General features: G+C 70.1%; 19 protein-coding genes and 1 pseudogene. 3 read left to right on the top strand and 17 right to left on the bottom strand.

The window, feature by feature from the left end; all coding sequences use genetic code 11:
• Nucleotides 1-15: 15 nt before the first annotated feature.
• The 16 genes from JJ685_RS06300 to JJ685_RS06225 form a co-directional block, all read right to left on the bottom strand.
• Entirely contained in the window at nucleotides 16-567 is a 552-nt protein-coding gene (locus JJ685_RS06300) for a tetratricopeptide repeat protein (protein ID WP_201673334.1), read from the bottom strand.
• Nucleotides 564-1403 carry a cytochrome c biogenesis protein gene (locus JJ685_RS06295; RefSeq protein ID WP_201673333.1) on the bottom strand — a complete coding sequence of 280 codons (840 nt, stop codon included), beginning with the start codon at nucleotides 1401-1403 and terminating at the stop codon, nucleotides 564-566. The genes JJ685_RS06300 and JJ685_RS06295 overlap by 4 nt, the downstream gene beginning before the upstream one ends.
• The gene (locus JJ685_RS06290; RefSeq protein WP_201673332.1) at nucleotides 1400-2362 is read right to left on the bottom strand and encodes a cytochrome c biogenesis protein ResB; all 963 of its coding nucleotides are present in this window, start codon (nucleotides 2360-2362) and stop codon (nucleotides 1400-1402) included. The genes JJ685_RS06295 and JJ685_RS06290 overlap by 4 nt, the downstream gene beginning before the upstream one ends.
• The gene (locus tag JJ685_RS06285) at nucleotides 2352-4766 is read right to left on the bottom strand and encodes a cytochrome c3 family protein (RefSeq protein ID WP_201673331.1); all 2415 of its coding nucleotides are present in this window, start codon (nucleotides 4764-4766) and stop codon (nucleotides 2352-2354) included. Before JJ685_RS06285 ends, JJ685_RS06290 begins: the two co-directional genes overlap by 11 nt.
• Nucleotides 4767-5834, bottom strand: a complete 1068-nt coding sequence (locus tag JJ685_RS06280; protein WP_201673330.1) for an NHL repeat-containing protein — start codon at nucleotides 5832-5834, stop codon at nucleotides 4767-4769.
• Nucleotides 5831-6844 (bottom strand): NHL repeat-containing protein, encoded by a 1014-nt coding sequence (locus JJ685_RS06275; protein ID WP_201673329.1) that lies wholly within the window; start codon nucleotides 6842-6844, stop codon nucleotides 5831-5833. Before JJ685_RS06275 ends, JJ685_RS06280 begins: the two co-directional genes overlap by 4 nt.
• Nucleotides 6838-7218: a c(7)-type cytochrome triheme domain-containing protein gene (locus JJ685_RS06270; RefSeq protein WP_201673328.1), complete on the bottom strand. Its 381-nt coding sequence runs from the start codon at nucleotides 7216-7218 to the stop codon at nucleotides 6838-6840. The genes JJ685_RS06275 and JJ685_RS06270 overlap by 7 nt, the downstream gene beginning before the upstream one ends.
• A complete protein-coding gene (locus tag JJ685_RS06265) occupies nucleotides 7215-7838 on the bottom strand; it encodes a c(7)-type cytochrome triheme domain-containing protein (protein WP_201673712.1) in 624 nt (207 codons plus the stop codon). Before JJ685_RS06265 ends, JJ685_RS06270 begins: the two co-directional genes overlap by 4 nt.
• Before the next feature lie 2 nt (nucleotides 7839-7840).
• A complete protein-coding gene (locus tag JJ685_RS06260) occupies nucleotides 7841-8725 on the bottom strand; it encodes a hypothetical protein (protein ID WP_201673327.1) in 885 nt (294 codons plus the stop codon).
• Nucleotides 8722-9642: a hypothetical protein gene (locus JJ685_RS06255; protein WP_201673326.1), complete on the bottom strand. Its 921-nt coding sequence runs from the start codon at nucleotides 9640-9642 to the stop codon at nucleotides 8722-8724. Before JJ685_RS06255 ends, JJ685_RS06260 begins: the two co-directional genes overlap by 4 nt.
• 19 nt (nucleotides 9643-9661) lie before the next feature.
• The gene (locus JJ685_RS06250) at nucleotides 9662-10777 is read right to left on the bottom strand and encodes a c(7)-type cytochrome triheme domain-containing protein (RefSeq protein WP_201673325.1); all 1116 of its coding nucleotides are present in this window, start codon (nucleotides 10775-10777) and stop codon (nucleotides 9662-9664) included.
• The gene (locus JJ685_RS06245; protein ID WP_201673324.1) at nucleotides 10777-11205 is read right to left on the bottom strand and encodes a c(7)-type cytochrome triheme domain-containing protein; all 429 of its coding nucleotides are present in this window, start codon (nucleotides 11203-11205) and stop codon (nucleotides 10777-10779) included. Before JJ685_RS06245 ends, JJ685_RS06250 begins: the two co-directional genes overlap by 1 nt.
• Before the next feature lie 35 nt (nucleotides 11206-11240).
• Complete coding sequence (locus JJ685_RS06240) at nucleotides 11241-13148, bottom strand: hypothetical protein (RefSeq protein WP_201673323.1); 1908 nt, start codon at nucleotides 13146-13148, stop codon at nucleotides 11241-11243.
• A gap of 18 nt (nucleotides 13149-13166) precedes the next feature.
• Nucleotides 13167-14228: a peptidylprolyl isomerase gene (locus JJ685_RS06235; protein ID WP_201673322.1), complete on the bottom strand. Its 1062-nt coding sequence runs from the start codon at nucleotides 14226-14228 to the stop codon at nucleotides 13167-13169.
• Between the two features lie 104 nt (nucleotides 14229-14332).
• Nucleotides 14333-15184 (bottom strand): cytochrome c3 family protein, encoded by an 852-nt coding sequence (locus JJ685_RS06230; protein WP_201673321.1) that lies wholly within the window; start codon nucleotides 15182-15184, stop codon nucleotides 14333-14335.
• A gap of 197 nt (nucleotides 15185-15381) precedes the next feature.
• Nucleotides 15382-16536, bottom strand: coding sequence for a 6-bladed beta-propeller (locus tag JJ685_RS06225; protein WP_201673320.1), 1155 nt, complete (start codon nucleotides 16534-16536; stop codon nucleotides 15382-15384).
• A 177-nt stretch (nucleotides 16537-16713) separates the two neighbouring features.
• Here JJ685_RS06225 and JJ685_RS06220 point away from each other — a divergent pair, with 177 nt between their 5' ends.
• On the top strand, nucleotides 16714-17910 hold the full coding sequence (locus JJ685_RS06220; RefSeq protein WP_201673319.1) for a c-type cytochrome: 1197 nt from the start codon (nucleotides 16714-16716) through the stop codon (nucleotides 17908-17910).
• Nucleotides 17891-19057, top strand: coding sequence for a c-type cytochrome (locus JJ685_RS06215; protein ID WP_201673318.1), 1167 nt, complete (start codon nucleotides 17891-17893; stop codon nucleotides 19055-19057). The genes JJ685_RS06220 and JJ685_RS06215 overlap by 20 nt, the downstream gene beginning before the upstream one ends.
• A 517-nt stretch (nucleotides 19058-19574) precedes the next feature.
• Here JJ685_RS06215 and JJ685_RS29675 read toward each other — a convergent pair.
• Nucleotides 19575-19823: pseudogene (locus JJ685_RS29675) on the bottom strand (c-type cytochrome); the annotation flags it as partial.
• A 370-nt stretch (nucleotides 19824-20193) separates the two neighbouring features.
• Here JJ685_RS29675 and ccmA point away from each other — a divergent pair.
• Nucleotides 20194-20793: a cytochrome c biogenesis heme-transporting ATPase CcmA gene (gene ccmA / locus JJ685_RS06205; RefSeq protein ID WP_201673316.1), complete on the top strand. Its 600-nt coding sequence runs from the start codon at nucleotides 20194-20196 to the stop codon at nucleotides 20791-20793.
• The last annotated feature ends 4 nt before the right edge of the window (nucleotides 20794-20797 follow it).

Raw genomic sequence — 20797 nt, 5'->3', positions numbered from 1 at the left:
AGGAAGCAACGAGGGTTACGGACGCGGCGAAGGGGTGGCCTGGGAGGTCGCCGTCGGGGCGTGCCGGCCGAGCTTCCCCTCCCACTCCCACAGGGCCGAACGGGCCTTGGCGGCGTAGGGATCGTCGCTGCGTGCGAAGTGCAGGTAGGTGCGCATGGCCCCCAGTGCGCTTTCGTAGTCCTGTTGCGCCTCGTAGGCGATGGCCAGCCCGTAGTAGGCATTGGCCTGGCGCGGGTTGAGCTCGATGGCGGCGTCGAAGAAACTGCGGGCCGCATCGGGCCTCGCCTGGCCCAGCAGGGCGTAGCCCATGTTCACGTGCGCCTCGGGCATGCGGGGGGCGAGTTCCAGCACCCGGTGCAGGGCGGTGATGGCGTGGTCGTACTGCTTCGCATGCAGCATCACCACGGCCTGTTCGAAGCGCTGACCGAGCTCGCGGTCCTGCATCTGGCGCTGATGCTCCAGTGCGCTGACCTCGCCCGGGTCGGCGGCCCACTTCACGAGGCCGGCCACCAGGGCCAGCGCCACGATCAGGATTGCCCCCACCAGTGTCGTATTGGGTCTGTTCATACCGCCCCCTTGTGCGGCGCGAGGGACACGAAGGGCACCCCGAAGAAGGTGAGGAAGGCCAGCACGAACACGCCCAGGATCATCAGCGCCCCGGCGCGCGGGCCGAGCTTCCAGGTGAGGCGGGCGTGGACGGCGCCGACCAGGGCCACCCAGGTCACGAAGGCCCAGGTCTCCAGCGGATCCCAGGCCCAGAAGCGCCCCCAGGCGTCCTGGGCCCAGACCGCTCCGGCGATCAGCATCAGGCTTTCGAACACCAGGGCGATCAGCATGAAGCGCCAGGCGAGGCGGTCGAGCGCGGCATCGGGCGGCATGCGGCGGAACCAGCGTTGGCCGCGCGCGCTCCCGCGGCCCAGCAGCACGCCGGCCAGGCCGGTGGCCACCAGCGCGCAGGCCAGGAAGATCTTGCCCATGGCCACGTGCAGCCACAGGATGGGCATTTCGTAGGTGGCGGGCAGCCGCGTGTCCGACGTATCGGAAACCAGCAGCCACACCCCCATCACGCTCAGCAGCGAGAGCACCACCGGCGCGCTCTCGCGCAGCACGGGCACGCGCAGGCTGAACAGGCGCCAGAGCAGTCCCAGGCTCAGCAGGCTGCTGGCGAGGATCTCGAACAGGCTCAGGAAGGGACCGTGGCCGACGCGGCTCCAGCGCAGTGCGATCCCGAGCGCCAGCACGCCCAGCGCCACGTCGTGCAGCGACAGCGCCATCAGGGGTGCGCTTCGCGGGGTCGCGCCGGCGGTGGCGGCCAGGCGCCAGGCGAGCAGGGCGGAGCCGGCGACCAGCAGGGCGCCGAGGTAGAGCACCCAGGTATCGGTGGGCATCGTTGCCATGTTCATGCGGGAGCTCCAGGCAAGGCGGGTGCCAGCCCTTCGACGCGCTTCCACAGGTGCCACGCGAGCCCGGCCACGCCGAGCAGCGCAATGCACAGCAGCGGGACGAGGGTCGGGTCGTAGAAGATGCGATAACCCATCCATCCGGCCAGCAGTTCGTAGCGCAGCACGCCGGCCGCGGTGACCACTTCCTGCCCCGGCCGCAGTTCGTGGCGCTGGCCGGCGAGTTCCGCCACCAGCACCGCATCGGTCGTGGCGGGGGCGAGCGTCCAGCCGTTGGCCTCGTCCAGCGGCCGGGTGCGCAGCGCCAGGCTCCAGGCGGCGCCACCCGGCGCCTTCCAGTGATGGACCTGCTGCCCCTCGTTGGCCGGATAGGACGGGAGCATGATCGCGCCCGTGACCGGCGGCGCGCCGGCGCCCGTCCAGGTGAGCACGGGCGCGAAGCCCTTGTTGGCCGTGGTGTAGAAGCGGTAGCCGTCGAGCACCATGGGGGTGTCGTCGCCGATTTCGCGCCACTGCCCCTCGCCCGGCAACTCGACCCGGCTGCTCGTGTGCCTGCGATGCACGCCGGGGGCGTAGGTGACCGTGTAGGGCCCCTGCAGGAAGGCGAGGCGCTGCAGGCCGTCGCCGTGCCAGGGGCCGCGCGAGTCGGTCTCCACGGCCGCCGGGTCGAACTCCTGCCCGTCGGCGATGAACAGGTGCCCATCGAAGTGCGTCAGGCGGCCCCAGGCCACCAGCAGCAGGCAGGCGAGCAGGCACCCGTGGAACAGCCCGAGCCCGCCGCGCCGGAGGCGCGGAAAGACCCACAGCGCCGCGGACAGGTTCAAGGCAAGCACCGCCAGCGGCGCGGCGATCAGCCAGGCCGCCAGCGCCGGCCACGCCTGGGCGGCGCACACGCCGGCCCCCAGCGCGGCGAAGCCGGCCACCGTGAGACGCGGCGAAGCGAGCAGGCGGTCAAGGCCCATTGGCGCAGGTGGCTTTCATCCAGTCCTTGCCGGCCGTCCCGGTGGGCGGGCCGCAGTTGCTGTCGGCCCAGCTGCCCGGGGTGCCGAAGGATTTGACCCTCAGGACCGAGTTGAGGTAGTAGGGCGCCTTGGTGTACGGCTTGGTGTTGATCACCGTGCCGGCCGCCAGGCCCGCTTCGGGACCCACGTCGTTGAGGTTCACCAGCAGGGAGCGGTTCTTCCAGCCGTGGGGCACCGCGATGTGGCACCAGGTGCATTCGATGCGCCCGATCCGGTTGACGTGGTAGTTGTGCAGGTTGCCCTTGCCGGTGCTGCCGTCGTAGAAGCCACTGCGCCGCCCGCTGTCGTTGCTCGTGTTGTACACCGCAGTGGCGTGGCACTTGAAGCAGAGCAGGGTGCCGCTGTCCCCGTTGCCGCTGCCGACGCCCCAGGTGCCCTTGAGGATGAAGTTGTTGGTGGAGCCGTGCGGTCCCCACGGGGCGGTGCCCGTGGGCACCACGGTGCCAGTCCCCGTGTTCGAGCCGTGGCAGTCCGAACAGTACATCGTCTGGGCCCCGATGTTGGTGGTGTTGGTGCCCCAGGGCGCGAGCCACGGGTTGGTGCCGGTGATGCCGCGCGTGGCCAGCGCGCGGCCGGTCGGGGCCATCACCGGGTGCCAGGAGCGGTGGTTCCGGGTCTGGTAAACCCCGGTCGCCCCGCTGTCCGAGGTGGACGCCGGCTCGCCGGTATGCCCGGCCGGCGCCTGGAACTCCATCGACTGGTCGGTGAACTGGATCAGGGAGTTGGTCCCCGAGGGCGTGCCGCCGCCGCTGCTGCCCAGATTGGGGGGGGTGGTGTACGCGTACGTCGAGTGGCACTTCATGCAGATCTGGTACTCGCGCGTGACATACGTACTGCCCACCGCCTCGCTGGCGCCGACACCGCCGTCACCGCGCTTGACGTCGAAACTCGTGGGCGGCGTGCCGAAGGCCTTGCCACCGTAGACCGGTTCCACGCCATAGCCGCCCTTCAGGACGCCCGAGGCGATGTTGGTGTGGGTTCCGGTCGCGGGGTTGTGATCGTGGGCGCCCCCGGCGTCCGGCGTGGTCGGATCGGCGTTGAATTTCCGGTTCTTCACGACCCGGTGCGGGTTGTGGCAGTCGGTGCACTCGACGTGGCGGTTGAGCGAATTGGTGCGGCCCAGCAGGGCGGGATCTTCGTAGAAGTCCTTGCCGCGCCGGGTGCCGGTGCCGGTGCCGATGTCGTGCACCTCCGAGCCCGTCTGCTGCTCGGTCGACTTGATCGGCATGTGGCGCGCCAGCGCGAAGTCGTCCTTGATGTTCGGCACCTGGGCGACGTTGGTCAGCGCGCTCTGGGCCAGGGTGGCGTGGCACTGGTAGCAGGTCTCCTCGATGGCGGAATTGCCGCCGGCCTTGGGGATGGCCGTGCTGTCGGTGCCCTCGCGCAGCAGCCGCCGCGCGCCCTGCACCGTGTGCGTGTCGTGGCAGTTCAGGCAGGCGGCGCGCCAGACCGGCAGGTTGGCCGGGAACTCGCGCTGCGCCGCGGCGGCGGCGGTGTATTGCTCGTCGGCGACCAGCGGGTTCGCGTGCGCCGACAGCGCCCAGGTCTGGCCGGCCTTGTCGTGGCAGGCGAGGCAGAAGATGTCGTTGGTCTCGTTGAACTGGGCGCCGGTGGGCTGCTGCGTCTCCTGCAGCCGGTTCAGGCGCAGGAACTTGCCGGCGCCCTTGTTCGCATCGGTCTCGCGCAGGTGCGGGTCGTGGCAGGTGGTGCACTGCATCTGCCCGTTCTCCAGCGGCAGCTTGGGCTTGGTCTGGCCGCGCACGCGGGTGCCGACGTTCACGCCGTCGGGCGCGCGCAGTTCGCCGTCATTCGTCGCCAGGGTGGCGTCGTAGGTGAAGGAGATCGGGTGGTCGTTGCTCAGGTCGGTGCCGAGGTTGCGCGTGAACCCGGTCGTGGTGCCCGCGCCCGCCGGCATGGTGCCGCCGGTGGCGGTGCCGGTCATGGTGATGGCCTGGTTGGCCTTGCCGTTGACCACGTTGACGTTGCCGATCGCCATCGTGCCGTCATGGCAGGACAGGCACAGGCGCGACAGCCCGCCCGGCCCCGCCGACAGTTCGGTCAGGTTGGCCTCGAGCGAGCTGGAACTGTAGGTGGTGTAGGTCGCCCCGGAAAGCTTGCGGTTCCACAGCGGCGCGCCGACGATGTTCTCGGCGGCGTGCGGCGTGTGGCAGAAGACGCAGATCTGCGACTCGGTGGTCGCCTTGACGGTGTTGGTGCTGTTGGCGGAGAGGTTGTGCTTCGTGTTCCGGATGTCGGAGACTCGGGCCGACAGGGCCGGGTCGGCCGGCGCGAACCACGTCGCCAGCGCCACCACGAAGAACATCCCTACTGCCAGACGCCGCATTCAATTGCCTCCGAGAAACTGGAACACCGCCACCCGCGCGTTGAACATGTCCGCCACGTAGATGCGGTTGCGCGCATCGATCCACACGCCGGCGGGCAGGTAGAAGCGGCCGGACTCGCTGTCCGTGCCGGTGAGCGACATCAGCAGCCGGCCCCTCCGGTCGTACACGAGCAGGGTGTCGTGCATCGATTCCACCACATAGAGGTTACCCTCATCGTCCGCCGCGACCCCCTTGGGCCGGACCATGTTGCCCACGTAGATGCCGCGCTGGCCGAAGCCCAGCACCGGCTTGCCCTCGGCGTCGAAGCCCTGCACGCGTGCATTCAGGGAGTCGGCCACGAGCAGGACGCCGTCGCTCAGCGCCAGGTGGGTCGGGTAATTCAGCTCGCCCGGGTCGTCGCCACGCTTGCCCCAGGTGGCAATGTGGCGGCCGTCGTCTTCGAACACCTTGATGTCGTGGGCGTGGGTGTCGGCCACGTAGATGCGGCCGCTGCGGGCGTCGCGCGTGATGCCCGTGGGGCGCTGCAGCACCCCGGCGCCGAGTTCGCCCAGCGAGCGGCCATCCATGCCGAGACGGAAGACGCGCCCCAGGTCCGAGTCGGTGACCAGCAGTTCGCCTTCCCGCCCTTGCACGATGGCGATCGGCGATGCGAAACGGGTGCCGGGGCCGGCGCGGTCCCAGAACTCCAGCTTGCCGCCGGCCTCGTCGAACACGAAGACGCCGGCGCGGCCCACGTCGGTGACGAGGACGCGCCCCAGGCGGTCGACCGTGCCGCTCTGCGGCCGCACCAGCATCAGGGGCTGCTCCGTCGAATCGCCCAGCCCCACGATCCAGGCCAGCAGGCGGCGGCCCGCGCCGGGCTGGCTGCCGTCCTTGGGCCGGAAGTTGGATTCGCCCTGCAACTGGCCGACATAGCGGTAGCGCGGGACTTCCTGCGTCTCGGGGGAGGGGAACAGGCGCACCGCGCCCTCGGCCGGCGCATCCAGCCGCATCTCCAGCGGCTCGCTGGCGCAGGCCGCCAGCAGCAGCGCGGCGCAGCCGGCCAGCAGCGCTCGCCCGAGCTTCATCGCCGCCGCTCCGGGGGCGCTTCCATCGACGGCGGCGCGACCATCAGCACCTGCACGCGGGCGTTCTGGCTGTCCGCCACGTACAGCAGGTTGCCGTCCAGCGCCATCGATTCGATGCGGCCGAACCGCGACGGGCCCGCGCCCCGGCCGCCCGCCACGCCCAGCAGTTCCTCGCCGCGAAAGACCTTGATCGTCTGGTCGGCCTCGTCGCTGACGAAGACGCGGCCGCTGCCGTCGACGGCCAGGGCCCGCGGCTGCACCAGCTGGTGCTCGGCCAGCACTTCGACGAGGACGCCCCGCGGATCGAACACCATCACCTGCTGGGCGAGCCGGTCGAGCACGTAAAGCCCGCGCGGACCGAGCGCCATCGCGGCGATGCTTTGCAGCGGCAGCGGATGGCGGCCGCCGAGCCGCCCCTGGACCTGCCCGAGCGCGTCGAAGACCAGCACCTGGGCGGTGGCGGAATCGCCCACCAGCACCCGGCTGCGGTCCTCGGGCACGGCCACGGCGACCGGACGCGGGGCGTCGACCTCGTCGGCCCAGCGGCGCACGATGCGCCCGCGCGCGTCGTACTGCACCACCATGCGCTCGGCCGGCAGCGCCACCCAGGCGCTGAAGTCGCTGCCAAGCTGCATGGAGGCTCCGGCGTCGGCTACGCCGCCGCGGAAGGTCGTGAAGGGCGCCATCGCGTCGCGCGCGCGCTCGACGCGCCAGAGGGTGCGGGCCCCGGCATCGGCGACCAGCAGGACGCCGTTGCGCGCGGCCACGCCGACCGGCTGCACGAAGTCGTTGCGGCCGCCAAGCAGCCGTGCGACCTGCGGCGGCGACTGCGGGTCGAGCCGCCAGCCGCCGGTGAGACTGAGCCAGTGGGACAGGATGGCGCCGCCGGTCCCGCCGGGCGGGGACGCGACAGGCTGCGCGCCATCGACGGCGGCGCAGCCGCCGAGTCCCAGCGCCAGGCCGGTGCCCGCCAGAGTGAACGCGCGGCGGCGCAGGGGAGCATTCACCATTTGCCGGGACCCTTCGTTTGGGAATCGCCGCGGATGCCGGGTTCGATGCCCGGCTTGCCCGAGTGGCACAGGTCGCAGCGGTCGGGGGACCACGCCACCTGGCCGTTGTGGCACATGCCGCAGAACTTGCCGTTGATGATGTCGTCCATCAGCACCCGGTTGGCCCCGGCCCGCATCTTGAAGCCAAGCTCGGAATGGCACACCTTGCAGCGAAAGCGGATGCGATGGAACCAATGGGGAAACACCACCGGCCGCACACCGGCCTTGGTGGAGGTCTGGTCCAGCACGACGTCGCCGTACTCGGCGCGCGCCGGCAGTGCAGCGGCCAGCGCCAGCGCCAGTCCCAGCACGAACAGCCAGGGCCACGCCCTCATGGCACGTTCGCATCCCGGACCAGGCCCTTGCCGAAGGCCTGGTGCTCGGGGCTGCCCCGCTCGACGCTGTGGCATCGCTTGCACTCGGTGAGCGGGAAGGCCACCGCGCCGTGGCACAGGCCGCATTTCTCGCCCGACAGGATCAGCAGCATGTTGATGCGGGTGGTGCCGGCGGCGCGGGCGAACAACTCGTCGTGGCAGTTGCTGCAATCGAGCCAGAGGGTGTGCTGGCGATGCGGGAAGCGCACCATCGGCATCTCGCCGGTATTGCGCAGCAGGACCTCCGTGGTCCGCAGGTTCACCTTCGTTTCGGGCAGGATGTTGGTGCGCGGCTGGATCAGCCCGCGGTCCAGCGCGTCCACCCAGCGGACCCGGGCGCCCACGGTGTCGCGCGGCAGCGCCTGCAGTGCCTCCGTCGGTTCCTGCAGCACGCCGACGGCGGGGCTGTGCGGGTCGTGCACGTCGTCGGCGCCGATCTTCTGCCAGAGCCCCGGCGCGGCGGCCAGGGCCAGGGCGCCGGCGCAGGCGATCAGGGCCGCCAGCAGCCAGCGCACCGGCCCGGCGGCGCGCCAGAAGGCGCGCGCCCGGCTGGCGCTGCGGCGGCTGTGGCCATGACCCATCGTCACCCCGGGATGTACACGCCCGCCGCCCGGATCGCCTTGACCAGCTCGCGCGTGGACTCTTCCAGCGTCTTGATCGCCGCCGGATGGTCCTTGCGGGCGGCCTCGGCTTCGGCGCGGGTGCGCAATTGCGCGGCCGAGGCCACGGCCTGGTCCACCATCGCGTCGGTGCCGCCGCCGCGCTTTTCCTTCAGCAGCATGTCGACCAGCATGCGGTGGGTGTCGTTGCGGTCGATCTCGTAGTGGTATTCCTCGGCCGGCGTCGCGAAGTTGAGCGAGCGCACGACCGTCTCGCCGCCGCGCATGGAGCCGATCGCCGCCTTCACCGTGAGATAAGCCTGGTCGATCGAGCGCCGCGCCTCGGGCAGCCGCCCGGCCTGCGCCTGGCGCTCGGCCTCGGCGATCATGCCCTCGACCTGGCGCGTGGTCTCGCCGGCGCGGGCCTGGTTCTTCTCCGCCGCGATGCGCTTCTGGGCTTCCAGCAGGGCGCGGGTGGATTCCACGCGTGCCTGGTAGTCGGTGCGCTGCTTGGCATCGGCGACCTGCTCCGGCTTGGCCAGGCGCACCGCCTCGATGAAGGCGCGCGAGGATTCGTCCAGCAGCTTCGCGCTGCCCTCCAGGTCGCCGGCCCGCAGGGCCTCGCCGGCCTTGGCGTGCAGCTCGCGCGCCTTGGCGCGCCGATCGGACGCCTCGCGGATCCCGCTCGCCTCGATCTGCTTCGCCGCGGTGGACGAGTCGATCAGCGTCGCGGTGGAGCCGAGCTTGCGTTCGAGCTGTTCGCGATCGGGCGGCACGCGCGCCGTTTGCGCGCTGGCGGCCGCCATGCCGAGACAAAGGCACACGGCCGAGACGACGGCGCGCAACGTCCTTGGACGCAAGGTGTTCATGGTGTGCTCATCGATTGAGGTACGGCGAGGCCCGCCGCCTGCAGGGCGCGACGCAGGGAGTCCGTGCCCTCCACGATATCGCGGATCGCCGCGATCGGATCGCGGCCGAACTGCGCTTCGCCCCGCTCGCGCAGTTCGTGCGCCTGGGCGACCTGCCGGTCCACCAGCGCGCGCGCCTCGGGCGAGGGGCGGTATTCCAGCATCGCGAGCGGCACCAGGCGCTCGAACTCGCGAAACCGGTTCAATTCGAAATCGAACTCCTCGCGCCGGTTGGCGAAGCGGCGGTCGTACACGATGGTGTGGCCGGCGAGCCGCAGGGAGGCGTCCTTCAGCAGCAGCATCAGGGCCCGGTCCATCTGCCGGTTGGCCTCGATGTACTTGTCGGACTTCGCCAGCGCCACGGCCTGGTCCACCAGGGTTTCGGCCGCCCGCAGGTTCTGCTCGCTCTCCGCCCGCTTGGCCGCCGGCGCGTTGGGCAGCGCGATCTGCGCCGTGCGGCGCAGGGCCGCCACGCTGTCTTCCAGCTGCGAGTAGCGGGCGCGTTCGGCGGCCTGCTGGGTGCCGGGATCCGGCACCAGCTGCTGCGCCTTGCTGATCTCGTAGATCGCTTCGTTCAGCAGGGCGTCGGCGGCGCGGAGCTGGCCTTCGGCGCTCAGCTCCTTGGCGTGCTGAGCGAGGTCGCGCGCCTTGGCGAAATGCCGGCGCGCTTCCTCGTTCTGGCTGTTGGCGATGCGTGCCGCCACCGGCGACTCGTTCAGCACGCGGTTGAGCATTGCGGCCTTCTGTTCCACCTGCTGCGCCGAGATCTGGCGCACCGGCTGCTCGCCGGGCGGCTGCCCGGCGCCCTGCTGCGCGTACGCCATCTGCGCCGACGCCAGCACCAGGGCGGCGGGGGTGAGGAACAACCTGCTGCTCATGCTGCCTCCGGGGTGCGCGTCACTGGCGCGGTGCCGCCTCCGGCGCGCCCGCCGTGGCGGTGCTCTTCGGCTTGGAGTGGCACAGGCGGCATTCCGACACCGGGAAGGCGACCTTGCCGTGGCATACGCCGCACTGCTGCCCGAGCAGGATGCCGGCCATGCTGATCTGGTTGGCGCCCTTCTGCGGCTTGAAGATCGCGGGGTGGCAGTTGGAGCAGTCCAGCCATTCGGTGTGCTGCTTGTGCGGGTACACCACGTCCGGCATGGAGCCCTTCACCTCGCGCACGATGTTCAGGTCCATCACCGCCGGCGCGACCTTGTCGTCGACGCGGTCGGCGCGCGGCTTGATCTTGCCTTCGCGCAGCGACTTGACCCAGTCCACGCGGTTGCCCGCATTGCTGCGGTTCAGTTCGGTGAACGCGGTGTTCGGCGGCTGCAGGGCCATGGTGCCGTCGTTGCTCGGATCGTGGATGCCGTCTTCCGCCGGGGGGCGGTTGCGCAGCGTCGGCCGCATCAGGCGGTTGAAGGTGTTGACGCCGCCGGCGGCTGCGGGTGGCGCCGCCGCGGTCGTGACGGCCGGCGCGGGTGCGGCCGGGGCCGCAGCCGCCGGTGCGGCAGCGGCCGGTGCGGCAGCGGCCGGTGCCGCAGCGGCCGCGGGCGCGGCTGCGGGTGCCGCGGCGGCCGCAGTTGCGGGCGCCGGCTTGGCCGCCGCCGCAGCCGCGGCGGGCGCCGGCGTCGCGGTCTTCGCAGCCGCCGTCGGGGCGGGCGCGGGCTTGGCGGCAGCCGCCGGTGCAGCCGCCGGCGCAGGCGCGGCGCCGCTCGACTGGGACAGCATGTAGGCGATGGCGTTCTGCAGCTGCGCGTCGGTCAGCGACGGATTGCCGCCGCGGGGCGGCATGGCGCCGCGGCCGTTCTTCGCGCTGTTCAGCAGGGGACCCACGCCGCCGGCCGAGCGGGCCTTCCAGGCGGCGGCATCGCCGACCTTCGGGGCGCCCAGCACGCCGGTGCCGTGGCAGGCGACGCAGGCGCCTTCGTAGACCGCCTTGCCGGCGGCGGCATCCTGGGCCGCGGCGGGGCCGGCGATCCAGGCGAGGGCGGAGGCGGCCAGTGCCGCGAGTGCGATACGGGCCTTCATCACTTCTTCTCCCCGGCAGCGGGCGCCACCAGCGAGTTGGTGGTGCTTTCGTGGACCTGGGTCGGCGTGCCCGGCTTGGCGGAGTGGCACATGTTGCAGTTCTCGATGCTCCAGGCGACTTCGCCGTTGTGGCAGGCGCCGCAGAACTGGCCGTCGATCACCTTGACCATGTTGATCTCGTTGCCACCGGCCTTGAACTTGAAGCCCAGGTCGGCGTGGCAGACCTTGCAGCGGAAGCGGATGCGGTGGAACCAGTGCGGGAACACCACCGGCCGCATGCCGGCCTTGTCCGAGTAGTTGTTGATCACCACGTCGCCGTACTCGGCGCGCGCTTCGGTGGCCACCAGCCCCGAAAGGATCGCGCCGCCGAGCAGGGCCACGGCGGCCACCCGGGTCGCCAGGGTCGTTCCCTTTCTCAATCTTGCCATCTCACCCTCGTGTTTGAATTGATCTCGCCGCGGGCCTATTGGCCGAAGTTGCGCTGGATCCGCAGCGTCAAGGATTGCAACCGACGTCCTTCCACTTCCGACAGGCGCAGCACCAACTGGGTTTCGATCCGGCCGATGGCGTAGTCCAGGCGGTTTTCCCAGAGGCGAGTCTCACGATCGGGAAGGAATGTCAACGTTCCGGGCTGTCGGAGCACATCCTGGGCCAGCCTGAGGCGCGAAAGGAAGCGCAGCCGCGGCACGCCGAACAAACGCTGGTTGACGAAGCTGATCTCGGCACTGGTGCCCGTGTTGCCCGTGCGTGCGATCACCACCGCCGGATCGACCAGTTCGCTCGGACGCTGGTTGGTGCGCTGGTAGGTCAGGTCGCCGACCAGCGAACTGTAGCGGTCGAATTCCAGGGATCCGGAAAGCTGGAAGTTCAATAATTGAAACCGGGCGTGACCGCCGCCCAGCTCCATCGAATCATTGTACGACGCGCGCGCATACGCACTGCGCTCGCCGCGCGCGAGCTGCCAGGTGGCCGCCACCCCGTTCACCATCACCTGCGTGTCCGCGAGAGCGGCGAGCCGGGGATCGTCGGTGCGCTGGGTGCCGTTGATGTGCGTGGCGGCGAGGCTCTGGTTGGCAGTCAGGTCCAGCGACGAGCCCGCCATCGCGATGGGAAGCGTGAGCGAGTGCCCGATCTGGGCGGCGAGGGCATCCTGCCGTTCGGAGTCCTGGCCGCTGACGGAGTTGAGGGAGGTGCCCAGCGTGGCGCCGCCGAACCAGTCGTAGCGCGCGGCGCCGAACTGCAGGGAGTCGCCCTGGTAGTTCGCACCGAACGATGCGTTCAAGCCGGTGCTGCTGTTGCCCCCCAGGGCGCGCCCGAGATTGAGCGCCCCGTTGGCGGTCAGTCTCAGGTTCGGATTGAACTGGTAGTTCGCGCCGAGCGTCAGCGCGGCGGCGTCCAGGCCGGTGTCGCCGACGCCCTCGCGCAGCGCGATCCCGCGGGCGCTGCCCGTCAGCGTCAGCGGGGAATTCGCGCGCTGCCAGATCCCGATGCTGGTTCCCTGGAGCACGGAGATGTCGCTCACGCCGGTGGCAAACAGGTCCTCCGTGCGGCTCCAGTTCACCGTGCTGTTCACGGACACGCCGGAGGAGGGCGCGTAGTTGTGCTGCGTCGTGAGCCCGGTGAAGCGGCTCTCGTCCTCACGGCCGATCGAGCGCGCCTGGTTGTGCGACAGCGAGACCGTCAGGTCGTTGTACTTCCAGCGCGTGTTGAAGTCGCCGTTGAACGCGTCCGAGGTGCTGCGGAAGCCCGTGCCGGATTGCTCGCGGCGGTCGAAGGTGCCGCTGAGCGCGTACGCGCCCGAAACCGGCCGGTACCGCTGCGAGAAGCCGACGTTCTGGGTGCGGAAGTTCAGGTTGGAGGAGAGGCCGCTGTCGGTGCGGCTGTCGTTGCTCTCCACGTGGAATTCGAACGGGAAGCGGCTGAGCGGAAACAGCTCGAGCCGCCCGGCGCCGGTCACGAAGCGTTCCTGCGAGCGGATGCGTTCGTGCAGGGAGCCGTCGGAGTCGAAGCCGCCGCTGGTCTTCTCCTGCGTCCAGTCGCCGGTCACGTTGAGCGAGCCGTTCAGGCGCGCGAACCACGGCTGGTAGATGTAGGTGGCCGCGGAGAGGTTGGCGGTGAGCAGGTTGGACAGGGAACTGCTGCGGCCCTGGTCGCGCAGGGAGTGCAGTTCATAGGCCAGGAAGCCGGACCAGTGCAGCGGCGGCACGACCCAGTCGGTCTCGGGCTCCTTGGTCTCGCCGGCGAGCGTCGGCGTCGGCCAGGCCGCGTCCGGGCGCAGGTCGGCCGGCACCTCTTGCTGCGCCTGCGCGCTGCAGGTGGCCGCCGCAGCAAGAGCGACGAGGGAGAGCGAGGGCCAACGGGTCAAGCGCATTCACCGCCCATGCCGGCTTCAGCGTGCCGGTGCCGCTTGCTCCGCGCTGGCAGCCAGGGGCAGGAAGCGTGACTCGTCGAACTGGACCGGCGTGGCGCGCCGCAGCGACGCCAGCAGCTCGGTCCACGCGGCCTCGCCCTGGTCCCGCATGTACAGGTCGCGTGCGCGCTCGCGCACGGCGTCCAGCGGGTTCAGCATCGGCGACTTGCGCTCCTCGAGCTGGAGCAGCGCGACGCCTTCCAGCAGCACCACCGGCTCGCTGATGTCGCCCGGCTTCATGGCGTCGAGCGCGAGCTGCGCCGGCTCGGGCAGCATGCCGCGGTGGATGAAGCCCATTTCGCCGCCGCGGGGGGCGGACGCATCGCCGGAATGCAGCTTGGCCGCTTCCTCGAAGGAGGCGCCGCCGCGCAGGCGCTTCAGGATCGCCGCGCCTTCCTGCTTCGCGCCATCCCACTTCGCCTGCGGCGAGGAGGGGTCGACCTTCAGCAGGATCAGGCGGATGCGCACCTGCTCCGGCGACGTGAACTTGTCCGCGTGCTCGCGGTAGTAGCGCTCCAGTTGTTCGGCCGAGGGCGGGGCGACGGTCTTCACCTGCTGGGTGAGCTGCTCCATCACGTTGTCGCGCTCCAGCTTGGAGGTGAGTCCCGGCAGCACCTGCGGGCGATTGGTCTTCCACTGGGGGCTGTCGCGATAGCGCTCGTCGTAGCCGGCGATCGTCTGCTGCACGGCGGCCGCATCGGGCTTGATCTTGCGGCGCTCCGCCTCGCGCGCGAGCAGGATGGCGTCGACCAGATTCTGCGCCACTTCGCGCTGCAGGCGCGCGACTTCCCCTTCGGGCGGCTTGCCATGATAGAACTTGCCGCGCGCGGCCTGCGCGAACGCCGCGTCGTACTCCTGCTGGCTGATGACCGTGTCGCCCACCTTGGTGAAGACGGCGCTCGCCGCGGCCTGCGTGCCATGCGGCGCCGGCTGCGCCGCGACGGGCGCCGGTGCGGCGGCGGCGAAATGGAACGCGGCGAGCGTCACGCATGCCGCGGCCAGTGCGCGGCCGCTCCGCAGGGTAGGTGACTGGTGGTTCATGGCAGGCGCCTCCGACAGGGGTCAAAAAAAAGGGGCCATCGGCCCCGAGGTACTACTGACTTGCAAGACATGTGCCGGACTGGCGTCCGGCACATCCTTCAACCTTACTTGGTGTGGCAGGCCAGGCAGACCGCGCTGTTCGCGTTGCTGATACGCAGGAACGTGGCGTTGGTGGTGTGCGGGTCGTGGCAGCTGGCGCACTCGACGAACGGTTCGGCGACGGTCTGGCCGACGTAGCCGGCGCTGGCGGCGCGGGTGTACAGCAGCAGGTCGGTCTTCTGGCGGGTGCCGTTGGCGGTGCCTTCGGTATCGACCCACCACACGGTCGTGCCGTTCAGGTCGGTGTTGGCCGGCGCCTTGAAGTCCGGATCCTTGGTCGCGGCAGTCTTCGCGTTGACCGTGATGCCGCCACCGCCGTACTGGATGCCGATCGGGTGATCGTTCTTCAGGTCGGTGCTCAGGTTGGTGATGCCGGCGGGCATCTTGCCCGAGGCGCCGACGGCGGCGTTCCAGGAGCCGCCCGTCCAGGTGGCGTCGCCGGTGGTGCCGGAACCCGGCGCGTTGATGACCGCGCTCATGGAGGTCACGCCGTCATGGCAGGACAGGCAGGCGATCGAGACCGAGCCCACGGGGGCCGTCTTGCCGTCCAGCGAGGAGGTGCCCAGGCTGTCGTAGGTCGTGAAGGAGCTCGGGGCCGGCAGCGTGCGGTTCCACAGCGGAACGGCGGCGCTGGTGTCGGCACCGTGAGGCGTGTGGCAGAACACGCAGATTTCGGCGGTGCCGCTGAACTTGTTCGTCCCCGTGCCGTTCGAGCCGAGGTTGTGCTTCGTGCCCGCGATCTGCGCCATCGCCGGAGCGCTGGCCATCACGCCCGCGAAGGCGACGGCCAATCCGATCGCCAGGGAGCCGAGGCCCCTCTTCGTGGTCGCCTTCGCGACCCATTGGTTCCAGCCCATATCCATCTCTCCATCAAGTTGTTGACGTTGGGGACCCTCCCGCAACCTCGCATGGCTCACTGCACCTTGCGTGCCAAGCTCCGGAAGTTCCCCTTTGATTGCAAAAGGGTATTGCCGTTTGACGTGCGTCAAGCTTTCGAAGGCCTGGCTTCCAACAATCGGGAAACGGGTCATTCGCGATTCCCGGAAGCTGGCAGCTAGCGGGAACCGAGTTGCTTGGCGGCGGGGGCGCCAGCGGCGGGGGTGCCGGCGGCGGGGGCGCCAGCGGCGGGGGTGCCAGCGGCGGGCGCACCAGCAGCGGGGGCGGGTGCTCCGTAGCGCGCCGTGGCGGGCAGGTGCGCCGGCCGGAACACTTCCACCTTGCGGAAGAACTGGTCGACCATGTACACGCGGCCGTCGGAGTCCACCGCGATGCCGGCCGGCAGCATGAACCTCGCCGGCGCGTCCGCGTTGCCGCGGATGCCCACGTCGAGCAGCAGCGCCCCTTCGGGGTTGAAGATCTGGAAGTTGCCGAAGGCGGCGTCGACCACGTACAGGTTGCCCTGGGCGTCGGACGCGATCTCCTTCGGGCGGGAGAACTGGCCGCTGCGGCGGCCGATGGTGCCGAAGGTCTTGACGAACTTGCCGTCGGCGTCGAACACCTGGATGCGGAAGTTGCCTCCGTCCACCACGTAGACCAGCCCGTCGGGCCCGAGCGTGATGTCGCGCGGCAGGTTGAACTCGCCGGGACCCTCGCCGCGTTTGCCGAAGTCGAACAGCAGCTTGCCGCTGTCCAGGTCGACCACGCTGACCTTGTGCTGTTCCTCGTTGGAAACGCCGCCGGCATCGACCACGTACAGGCGCTTGCGGGCGGAATCGACCGCCAGGCCGACGGGCCGCGCCCACTTGATGCCTTCGCCCAGGGCGCGCAGGAACTTGCCGTTGGGATCGTAGACATGCACCCGCTTGAGCGTGCCGTCGACGACGTACAGGTTGCCGGTGGCGTCCAGTTCGAGGCCGAAGGGCATGCGCAGCGCGCCCGGATCCTCGATGCCGATGCGCGTCATGCGCTTGGCGTTCAGGTCGAACATGACGACGTTGCGCGCCACCGTGTCGCCGACGTAGATGCGGCCGTCCCGTGCCGCCACGCCGTAGGGCTTGTCGAGGCCCTGTCCGGTGCGCACCTCGCCGGTTACCATCCGGCGCAAGGCGCCGTCCTTGTCGTCCGCGACGACGTCGGCGCTGCTGTGGATGGCGCGTTCCCAGATGAAGCGCGGGGCTTCGGGCGGCGGCGGGAAGACCGGGATCTCCTGCTTGGCCACAGGGACCTTGGGGGCTTCGGCGCACCCGGCCAGGAACAGCGCGCCGACCATTCCCAGAACCGCACAGGCGTGGCTCGCTTTCGAGAATCGGGGTTTCATATGCGGGAGGCCTCCAGGGTCGATTGCGGCGCGCAGGCCGGGACGAGGGTACAAACGCAAGCGTCATGCCACGCCGCCCGCGAGGTGGCACTGAAGTTGCACGGAGGGCCGGATCTGATTGGAGTGCACATGGTGACAAGACAAAAACCGCACGGTTCCGGCCGGTCCTGGGCTGCCGCCGTCCTGTTCGTGCTGGCCGGCTTCCTCGGCGGCGGCGCGATCGCCGGCGACCGCGGCCCCGACCCGGCGCAGCAGACGCCCGCGGCCCTCTATCACAACTACTGCTCCGTCTGCCACGGCGACCAGGGCGACGGCAACAGCCGCGCCAAGGGCAGCCTGCGGCCCCCGCCGCGCGACTTCACCAGCGCCCAGTCGGCGCAGGAGCTCACCCGCGAGCGCATGATTTCCGCCGTCAAGAACGGCGTTCCCAATACCGCGATGGTCGGCTGGAAGTCCCAGCTCACCGACGCGCAGATCTCCAAGGTGGTCGACTACGTGCGCGACACCTTCATGCGTCCCAGCGTGGCCGCCGACGCGAGCCGCGGCCGCCAGATCTACGCCCGCGTCTGCTCGGTGTGCCACGGCGACCAGGGCTCGGGCTCCATGTGGGCCAGCGCCAACCTGAATCCGGCGCCGCGCGACTTCGCGTCGCCCGCCGCGAAGGCCGATCTCACCCGCGACCGGATGCTGACCTCGCTGTCCAATGGCCGTCCGAACACCGCCATGCAGGGCTACGCCGGCCGCCTGAGCCGCGAGGACATGGAAGCCGTGGTCGACTACATCCGCGGCGCCTTCATGCGCATCCCCGAGGCCAACGCCAACATCTCCGGCACGCATGCGCGCGGCGCTCCCGTGCCCGAGGCCAAGAAGGGCGCCGAGGCGAACAAGCAAGAGCACAACCACGAACATCACCAGCACGGCAACGCCGACGCCGAGGACCACGCCGCCCACGGCCACGGCCCCGCGGTCCTGGACAAGGACGGCAAGGTGGACATGAAGGCGAAGTTCGCCGGCGGGCTGGTCGGCAACTTCGAGAAGGGCAGGAAGTTCTACGACGACAACTGCGCGACCTGCCACGGCGTCAAGGGCGACGGCCAGGGTCCGCGGGCCTACTTCATCAACCCGAAGCCGGAAGTCTTCATCAACGCCAAGTCGCGTGCCGCCTTCAACCGCCCGACGCTCTACGACGCGGTGGCCACCGGCCGGCGCGGCACCGAGATGCCCGCGTGGGACAAGGTGCTGACCAAGCAGGAAATCGCCGACGTCGCGGAGTACGTGTTCCGCGCCTTCATCCGACCGGAAACGAATGTCGCCAAGAAGAAGTGAATGGCTGCCGGCGCTGCGCCGCCTGGCCGCGCCGGTCTTCCTCGCAGCCGCCGTCGCGCTCGGCGGCTGCGGCGAGCGTGCCGCCGAGACCGCGAAGACCGCGGCCGCACCGGCGGCGCCCAGTGAAGCCACGCTGAAGCTGGGGCGCGACGTCTACAACTACCGCTGCTACTTCTGCCACGGCTACTCCGGCGACGCGAAGACGCTGGCGGCGAGCTACCTCGACCCGAAGCCGCGCGACTTCCAGGCCACGAAGGCGGAGGAGATGCCGGTCGAGCGCATCCTGGCCGCGGTGAAGCACGGCAAACCCGGCACCGCCATGAAGGGCTTCACCGGGATCCTCGACGAGCGGGAGATGCAGGCCGTCTCCGAGTTCGTGCGCGACGAGTTCCTCCTCAAGCGCGCGCCCAACACCCGCTACCACACGAAGGAAAACGGCTGGCCCGACCACGAGCGCAACGCCGTGGCCTTCCCCTTCGCGAAGGGCGAGCTCGCGATCGACACGCCCTGGGAGCAGCTCACGCCCGAGCAGCAGAAGGGCATGCGCCTGTTCCGCAGCGCGTGCATCACCTGCCATGACCACGGCAAGGTGAACGACCCCGGCAAGGTGTGGGAATCGCGGCCCGTGAGCTTTCCGCGCGATGCCTACTGCACCACTTGCCACCAGGACGTGCCGCGTTCCGAGCCGAGCGGCGTGACCCACCCGCAGCGGCCGGCGACGCACACCTTCGCGGAGCGCGACGGCTCGGTGCCGCTGCATTCGCCGGAGCGGGCGGCGCAGCAGGTCGGCGCGAACTACGCGATCCACGACAAGCCGCCGGTGCTGGTCGGCGCCAACGCGCAGGAACTGCAGGGCGAGCGCCTGTTCCAGAAGAACTGCGCCTTCTGCCATGCCGGCGACGGCACGGCCAAGGGCTGGATCGGCAGCTTCCTGGAGCCGCACCCGCGCGACCTCACGAGCACCGAGCAGATGCGCGGCATGACGAAGCAGCGCCTGCTGCATTCGATCCGCGAGGGCTTGCCCGAAACCTCGATGCCAGCCTGGAAGAGCGTGCTCACCGAGGGCGAAGTCGAAGCCGTGGCCGCCTACATCGCGCGCGCGTTCCATCCCGTCGAGGGCGTGCGGACGTCGCAGGCCGGGAAGTAGTGGCGAGTAACCGAGAGCCCCAAGAAGAAGGTTCTTTCACTGATTTCCGGGGAGGCTGCTGGACGGGGTTCGATTCCGCCGGATGAGGGAATCCTCGGGCGCGCAGTGGCTTTCTTGCCGGACCAGAGCGGGGCTGTCCGTCTCTGCGACTGTCCCCCGGCGCGGGTGAGAACCGCGCCCCGGGTGAGCGCGGCGCCCGCGCCTCCTCCTTTATGTCGCCGAGCCGGACAGCCCCGCTCTGGTCCTGCGCCGCGCCATGCTCGTCGCAGCAGCTCCGTTGACGCGGGCCGCAAGCCGTCCCCGCAGAAGCAGGTGCGCGAGGGGAACTGCCTGATTCGCGCAGTGCGCAGGCCCGTCCTGGTCCGGCCCACTGGCAACGGAACGACCAGTGGCTGACCGCGCCAATACGAAGCACAGTGCGCTCTCCGCCGGCGAAGAACCAAAAAAAAAGCGGCCCAGAGGGCCGCATGAAGAAATCGGGCTGGAAAAGAGGGCGCCGGAGGGCGCCCTTGGTTCTTTACTTGGCGGCGGCGGTGATGTAGTCCACCGCGGCGGCGATGTCCGCGTCCGTCAGGTCGGCCTTGCCGCCCTTCGGGGGCATGGCGTTCTTGCCCTTCACGACGGAGGCCACCAGGGCGGCCTTGCCCGTCGCGATGCGGGGGGCCCAGGCGGCCTTGTCGCCGAATTTCGGGGCACCGGCCACGCCAGCAGCGTGGCACATGGCGCAGGTCGTCTCGTAGACCGTCTTGCCATCGGCGGCCATCGCCGTCGAAGCCACACCCATCGTCGCGAGGACCAGCAGTCCACCAGCAATCAACTTCATCTTCAGAATCTCCAGGTTGCGGGATTGAAAAAAGGCGCCCAGCGTACTCGCAAACGACATGCCGGCTGGGCAAGGAGGGCCGTCCCGGCCCCCCGATCCGCCCGAATTATTGACGAGCCTCAAGATTCTGCCCCCGTGGCTGACGGCAGACTTGCAGTCGTCCCGCCGGCAAATCCCGCGGGAAAGAATGGCCGGGCTGAGGTTTTCCTGCGATTGGGAAGCCAGGCCCTGCCTTTCCTGCGTTTGACCTCCCTCAACCGTGCGCGCCGCGCCAAATGTCGCCTCGCCTCGCCGGTGCAGGAGAATGCCGGGCATGCTCACTGCCCATAGCCTGACCTGCGTGCGCGGGACGCGGCCGCTGTTCTCCGGCGTGGAGTTCGCTGTCGCGCCCGGCAGCTGGGCGCACATCCGCGGCCCCAACGGGGTCGGCAAGACCAGCCTGCTGCGCATCCTGGCCGGCCTGGCCCAGCCCGAGGAAGGCGAGGTGCGCTGGAACGGCGAGAAGATCGGCAGCGAGGACTTCCGCCGCGAACTGATGTACCTGGGCCACCGGGCCGCCGTGAAGGACGATCTCACGGCGCTGGAAAACCTCACCTTCTCGGCGGAAATGGATGGCGTGGCGATCACCCGCGAGCAGGCCGAGGACGCCCTGGTGCGCTTCGGCCTCGCGGGCCGCGAGGACCTGCCGGTGCGCTTCCTGTCGGCGGGCCAGAAGCGCCGCGTCCTGCTGGCCCGCACGGTCACGCGGCCGGCGAAGCTGTGGATCCTCGACGAGCCCTTCACGGCGCTCGACGTGAAGGCGGTGGATTTCGTTTCCCATCTGGTGGCGGACCACGTCAAGGCCGGCGGCATGGCCGTGCTGACGAGCCACCAGGCGATCCCGCTGCCCCCCGGGCAGGTGGTGGAGCTATGAATTC

Origin of the sequence: Ramlibacter monticola (genome assembly GCF_016722785.1) — a bacterium.
GTDB lineage: Bacteria > Pseudomonadota > Gammaproteobacteria > Burkholderiales > Burkholderiaceae_C > Ramlibacter > Ramlibacter monticola.
The sequence above is the reverse complement of the archived record's forward strand: the minus strand, read 5'-3'. Positions and strand labels throughout refer to the sequence as shown.

Coding starts and splice junctions, on each gene's coding strand:
- JJ685_RS06300 (WP_201673334.1), bottom strand. CDS start 567: ATGAACAGACCCAATACGACACTGGTGGGGGCAATCCTGATCGTGGCG.
- JJ685_RS06295 (WP_201673333.1), bottom strand. CDS start 1,403: ATGAACATGGCAACGATGCCCACCGATACCTGGGTGCTCTACCTCGGC.
- JJ685_RS06290 (WP_201673332.1), bottom strand. CDS start 2,362: ATGGGCCTTGACCGCCTGCTCGCTTCGCCGCGTCTCACGGTGGCCGGC.
- JJ685_RS06285 (WP_201673331.1), bottom strand. CDS start 4,766: ATGCGGCGTCTGGCAGTAGGGATGTTCTTCGTGGTGGCGCTGGCGACG.
- JJ685_RS06280 (WP_201673330.1), bottom strand. CDS start 5,834: ATGAAGCTCGGGCGAGCGCTGCTGGCCGGCTGCGCCGCGCTGCTGCTG.
- JJ685_RS06275 (WP_201673329.1), bottom strand. CDS start 6,844: ATGGTGAATGCTCCCCTGCGCCGCCGCGCGTTCACTCTGGCGGGCACC.
- JJ685_RS06270 (WP_201673328.1), bottom strand. CDS start 7,218: ATGAGGGCGTGGCCCTGGCTGTTCGTGCTGGGACTGGCGCTGGCGCTG.
- JJ685_RS06265 (WP_201673712.1), bottom strand. CDS start 7,838: ATGGGTCATGGCCACAGCCGCCGCAGCGCCAGCCGGGCGCGCGCCTTC.
- JJ685_RS06260 (WP_201673327.1), bottom strand. CDS start 8,725: ATGAACACCTTGCGTCCAAGGACGTTGCGCGCCGTCGTCTCGGCCGTG.
- JJ685_RS06255 (WP_201673326.1), bottom strand. CDS start 9,642: ATGAGCAGCAGGTTGTTCCTCACCCCCGCCGCCCTGGTGCTGGCGTCG.
- JJ685_RS06250 (WP_201673325.1), bottom strand. CDS start 10,777: ATGAAGGCCCGTATCGCACTCGCGGCACTGGCCGCCTCCGCCCTCGCC.
- JJ685_RS06245 (WP_201673324.1), bottom strand. CDS start 11,205: ATGGCAAGATTGAGAAAGGGAACGACCCTGGCGACCCGGGTGGCCGCC.
- JJ685_RS06240 (WP_201673323.1), bottom strand. CDS start 13,148: ATGCGCTTGACCCGTTGGCCCTCGCTCTCCCTCGTCGCTCTTGCTGCG.
- JJ685_RS06235 (WP_201673322.1), bottom strand. CDS start 14,228: ATGAACCACCAGTCACCTACCCTGCGGAGCGGCCGCGCACTGGCCGCG.
- JJ685_RS06230 (WP_201673321.1), bottom strand. CDS start 15,184: ATGGGCTGGAACCAATGGGTCGCGAAGGCGACCACGAAGAGGGGCCTC.
- JJ685_RS06225 (WP_201673320.1), bottom strand. CDS start 16,536: ATGGTCGGCGCGCTGTTCCTGGCCGGGTGCGCCGAAGCCCCCAAGGTC.
- JJ685_RS06220 (WP_201673319.1), top strand. CDS start 16,714: ATGGTGACAAGACAAAAACCGCACGGTTCCGGCCGGTCCTGGGCTGCC.
- JJ685_RS06215 (WP_201673318.1), top strand. CDS start 17,891: ATGTCGCCAAGAAGAAGTGAATGGCTGCCGGCGCTGCGCCGCCTGGCC.
- ccmA (WP_201673316.1), top strand. CDS start 20,194: ATGCTCACTGCCCATAGCCTGACCTGCGTGCGCGGGACGCGGCCGCTG.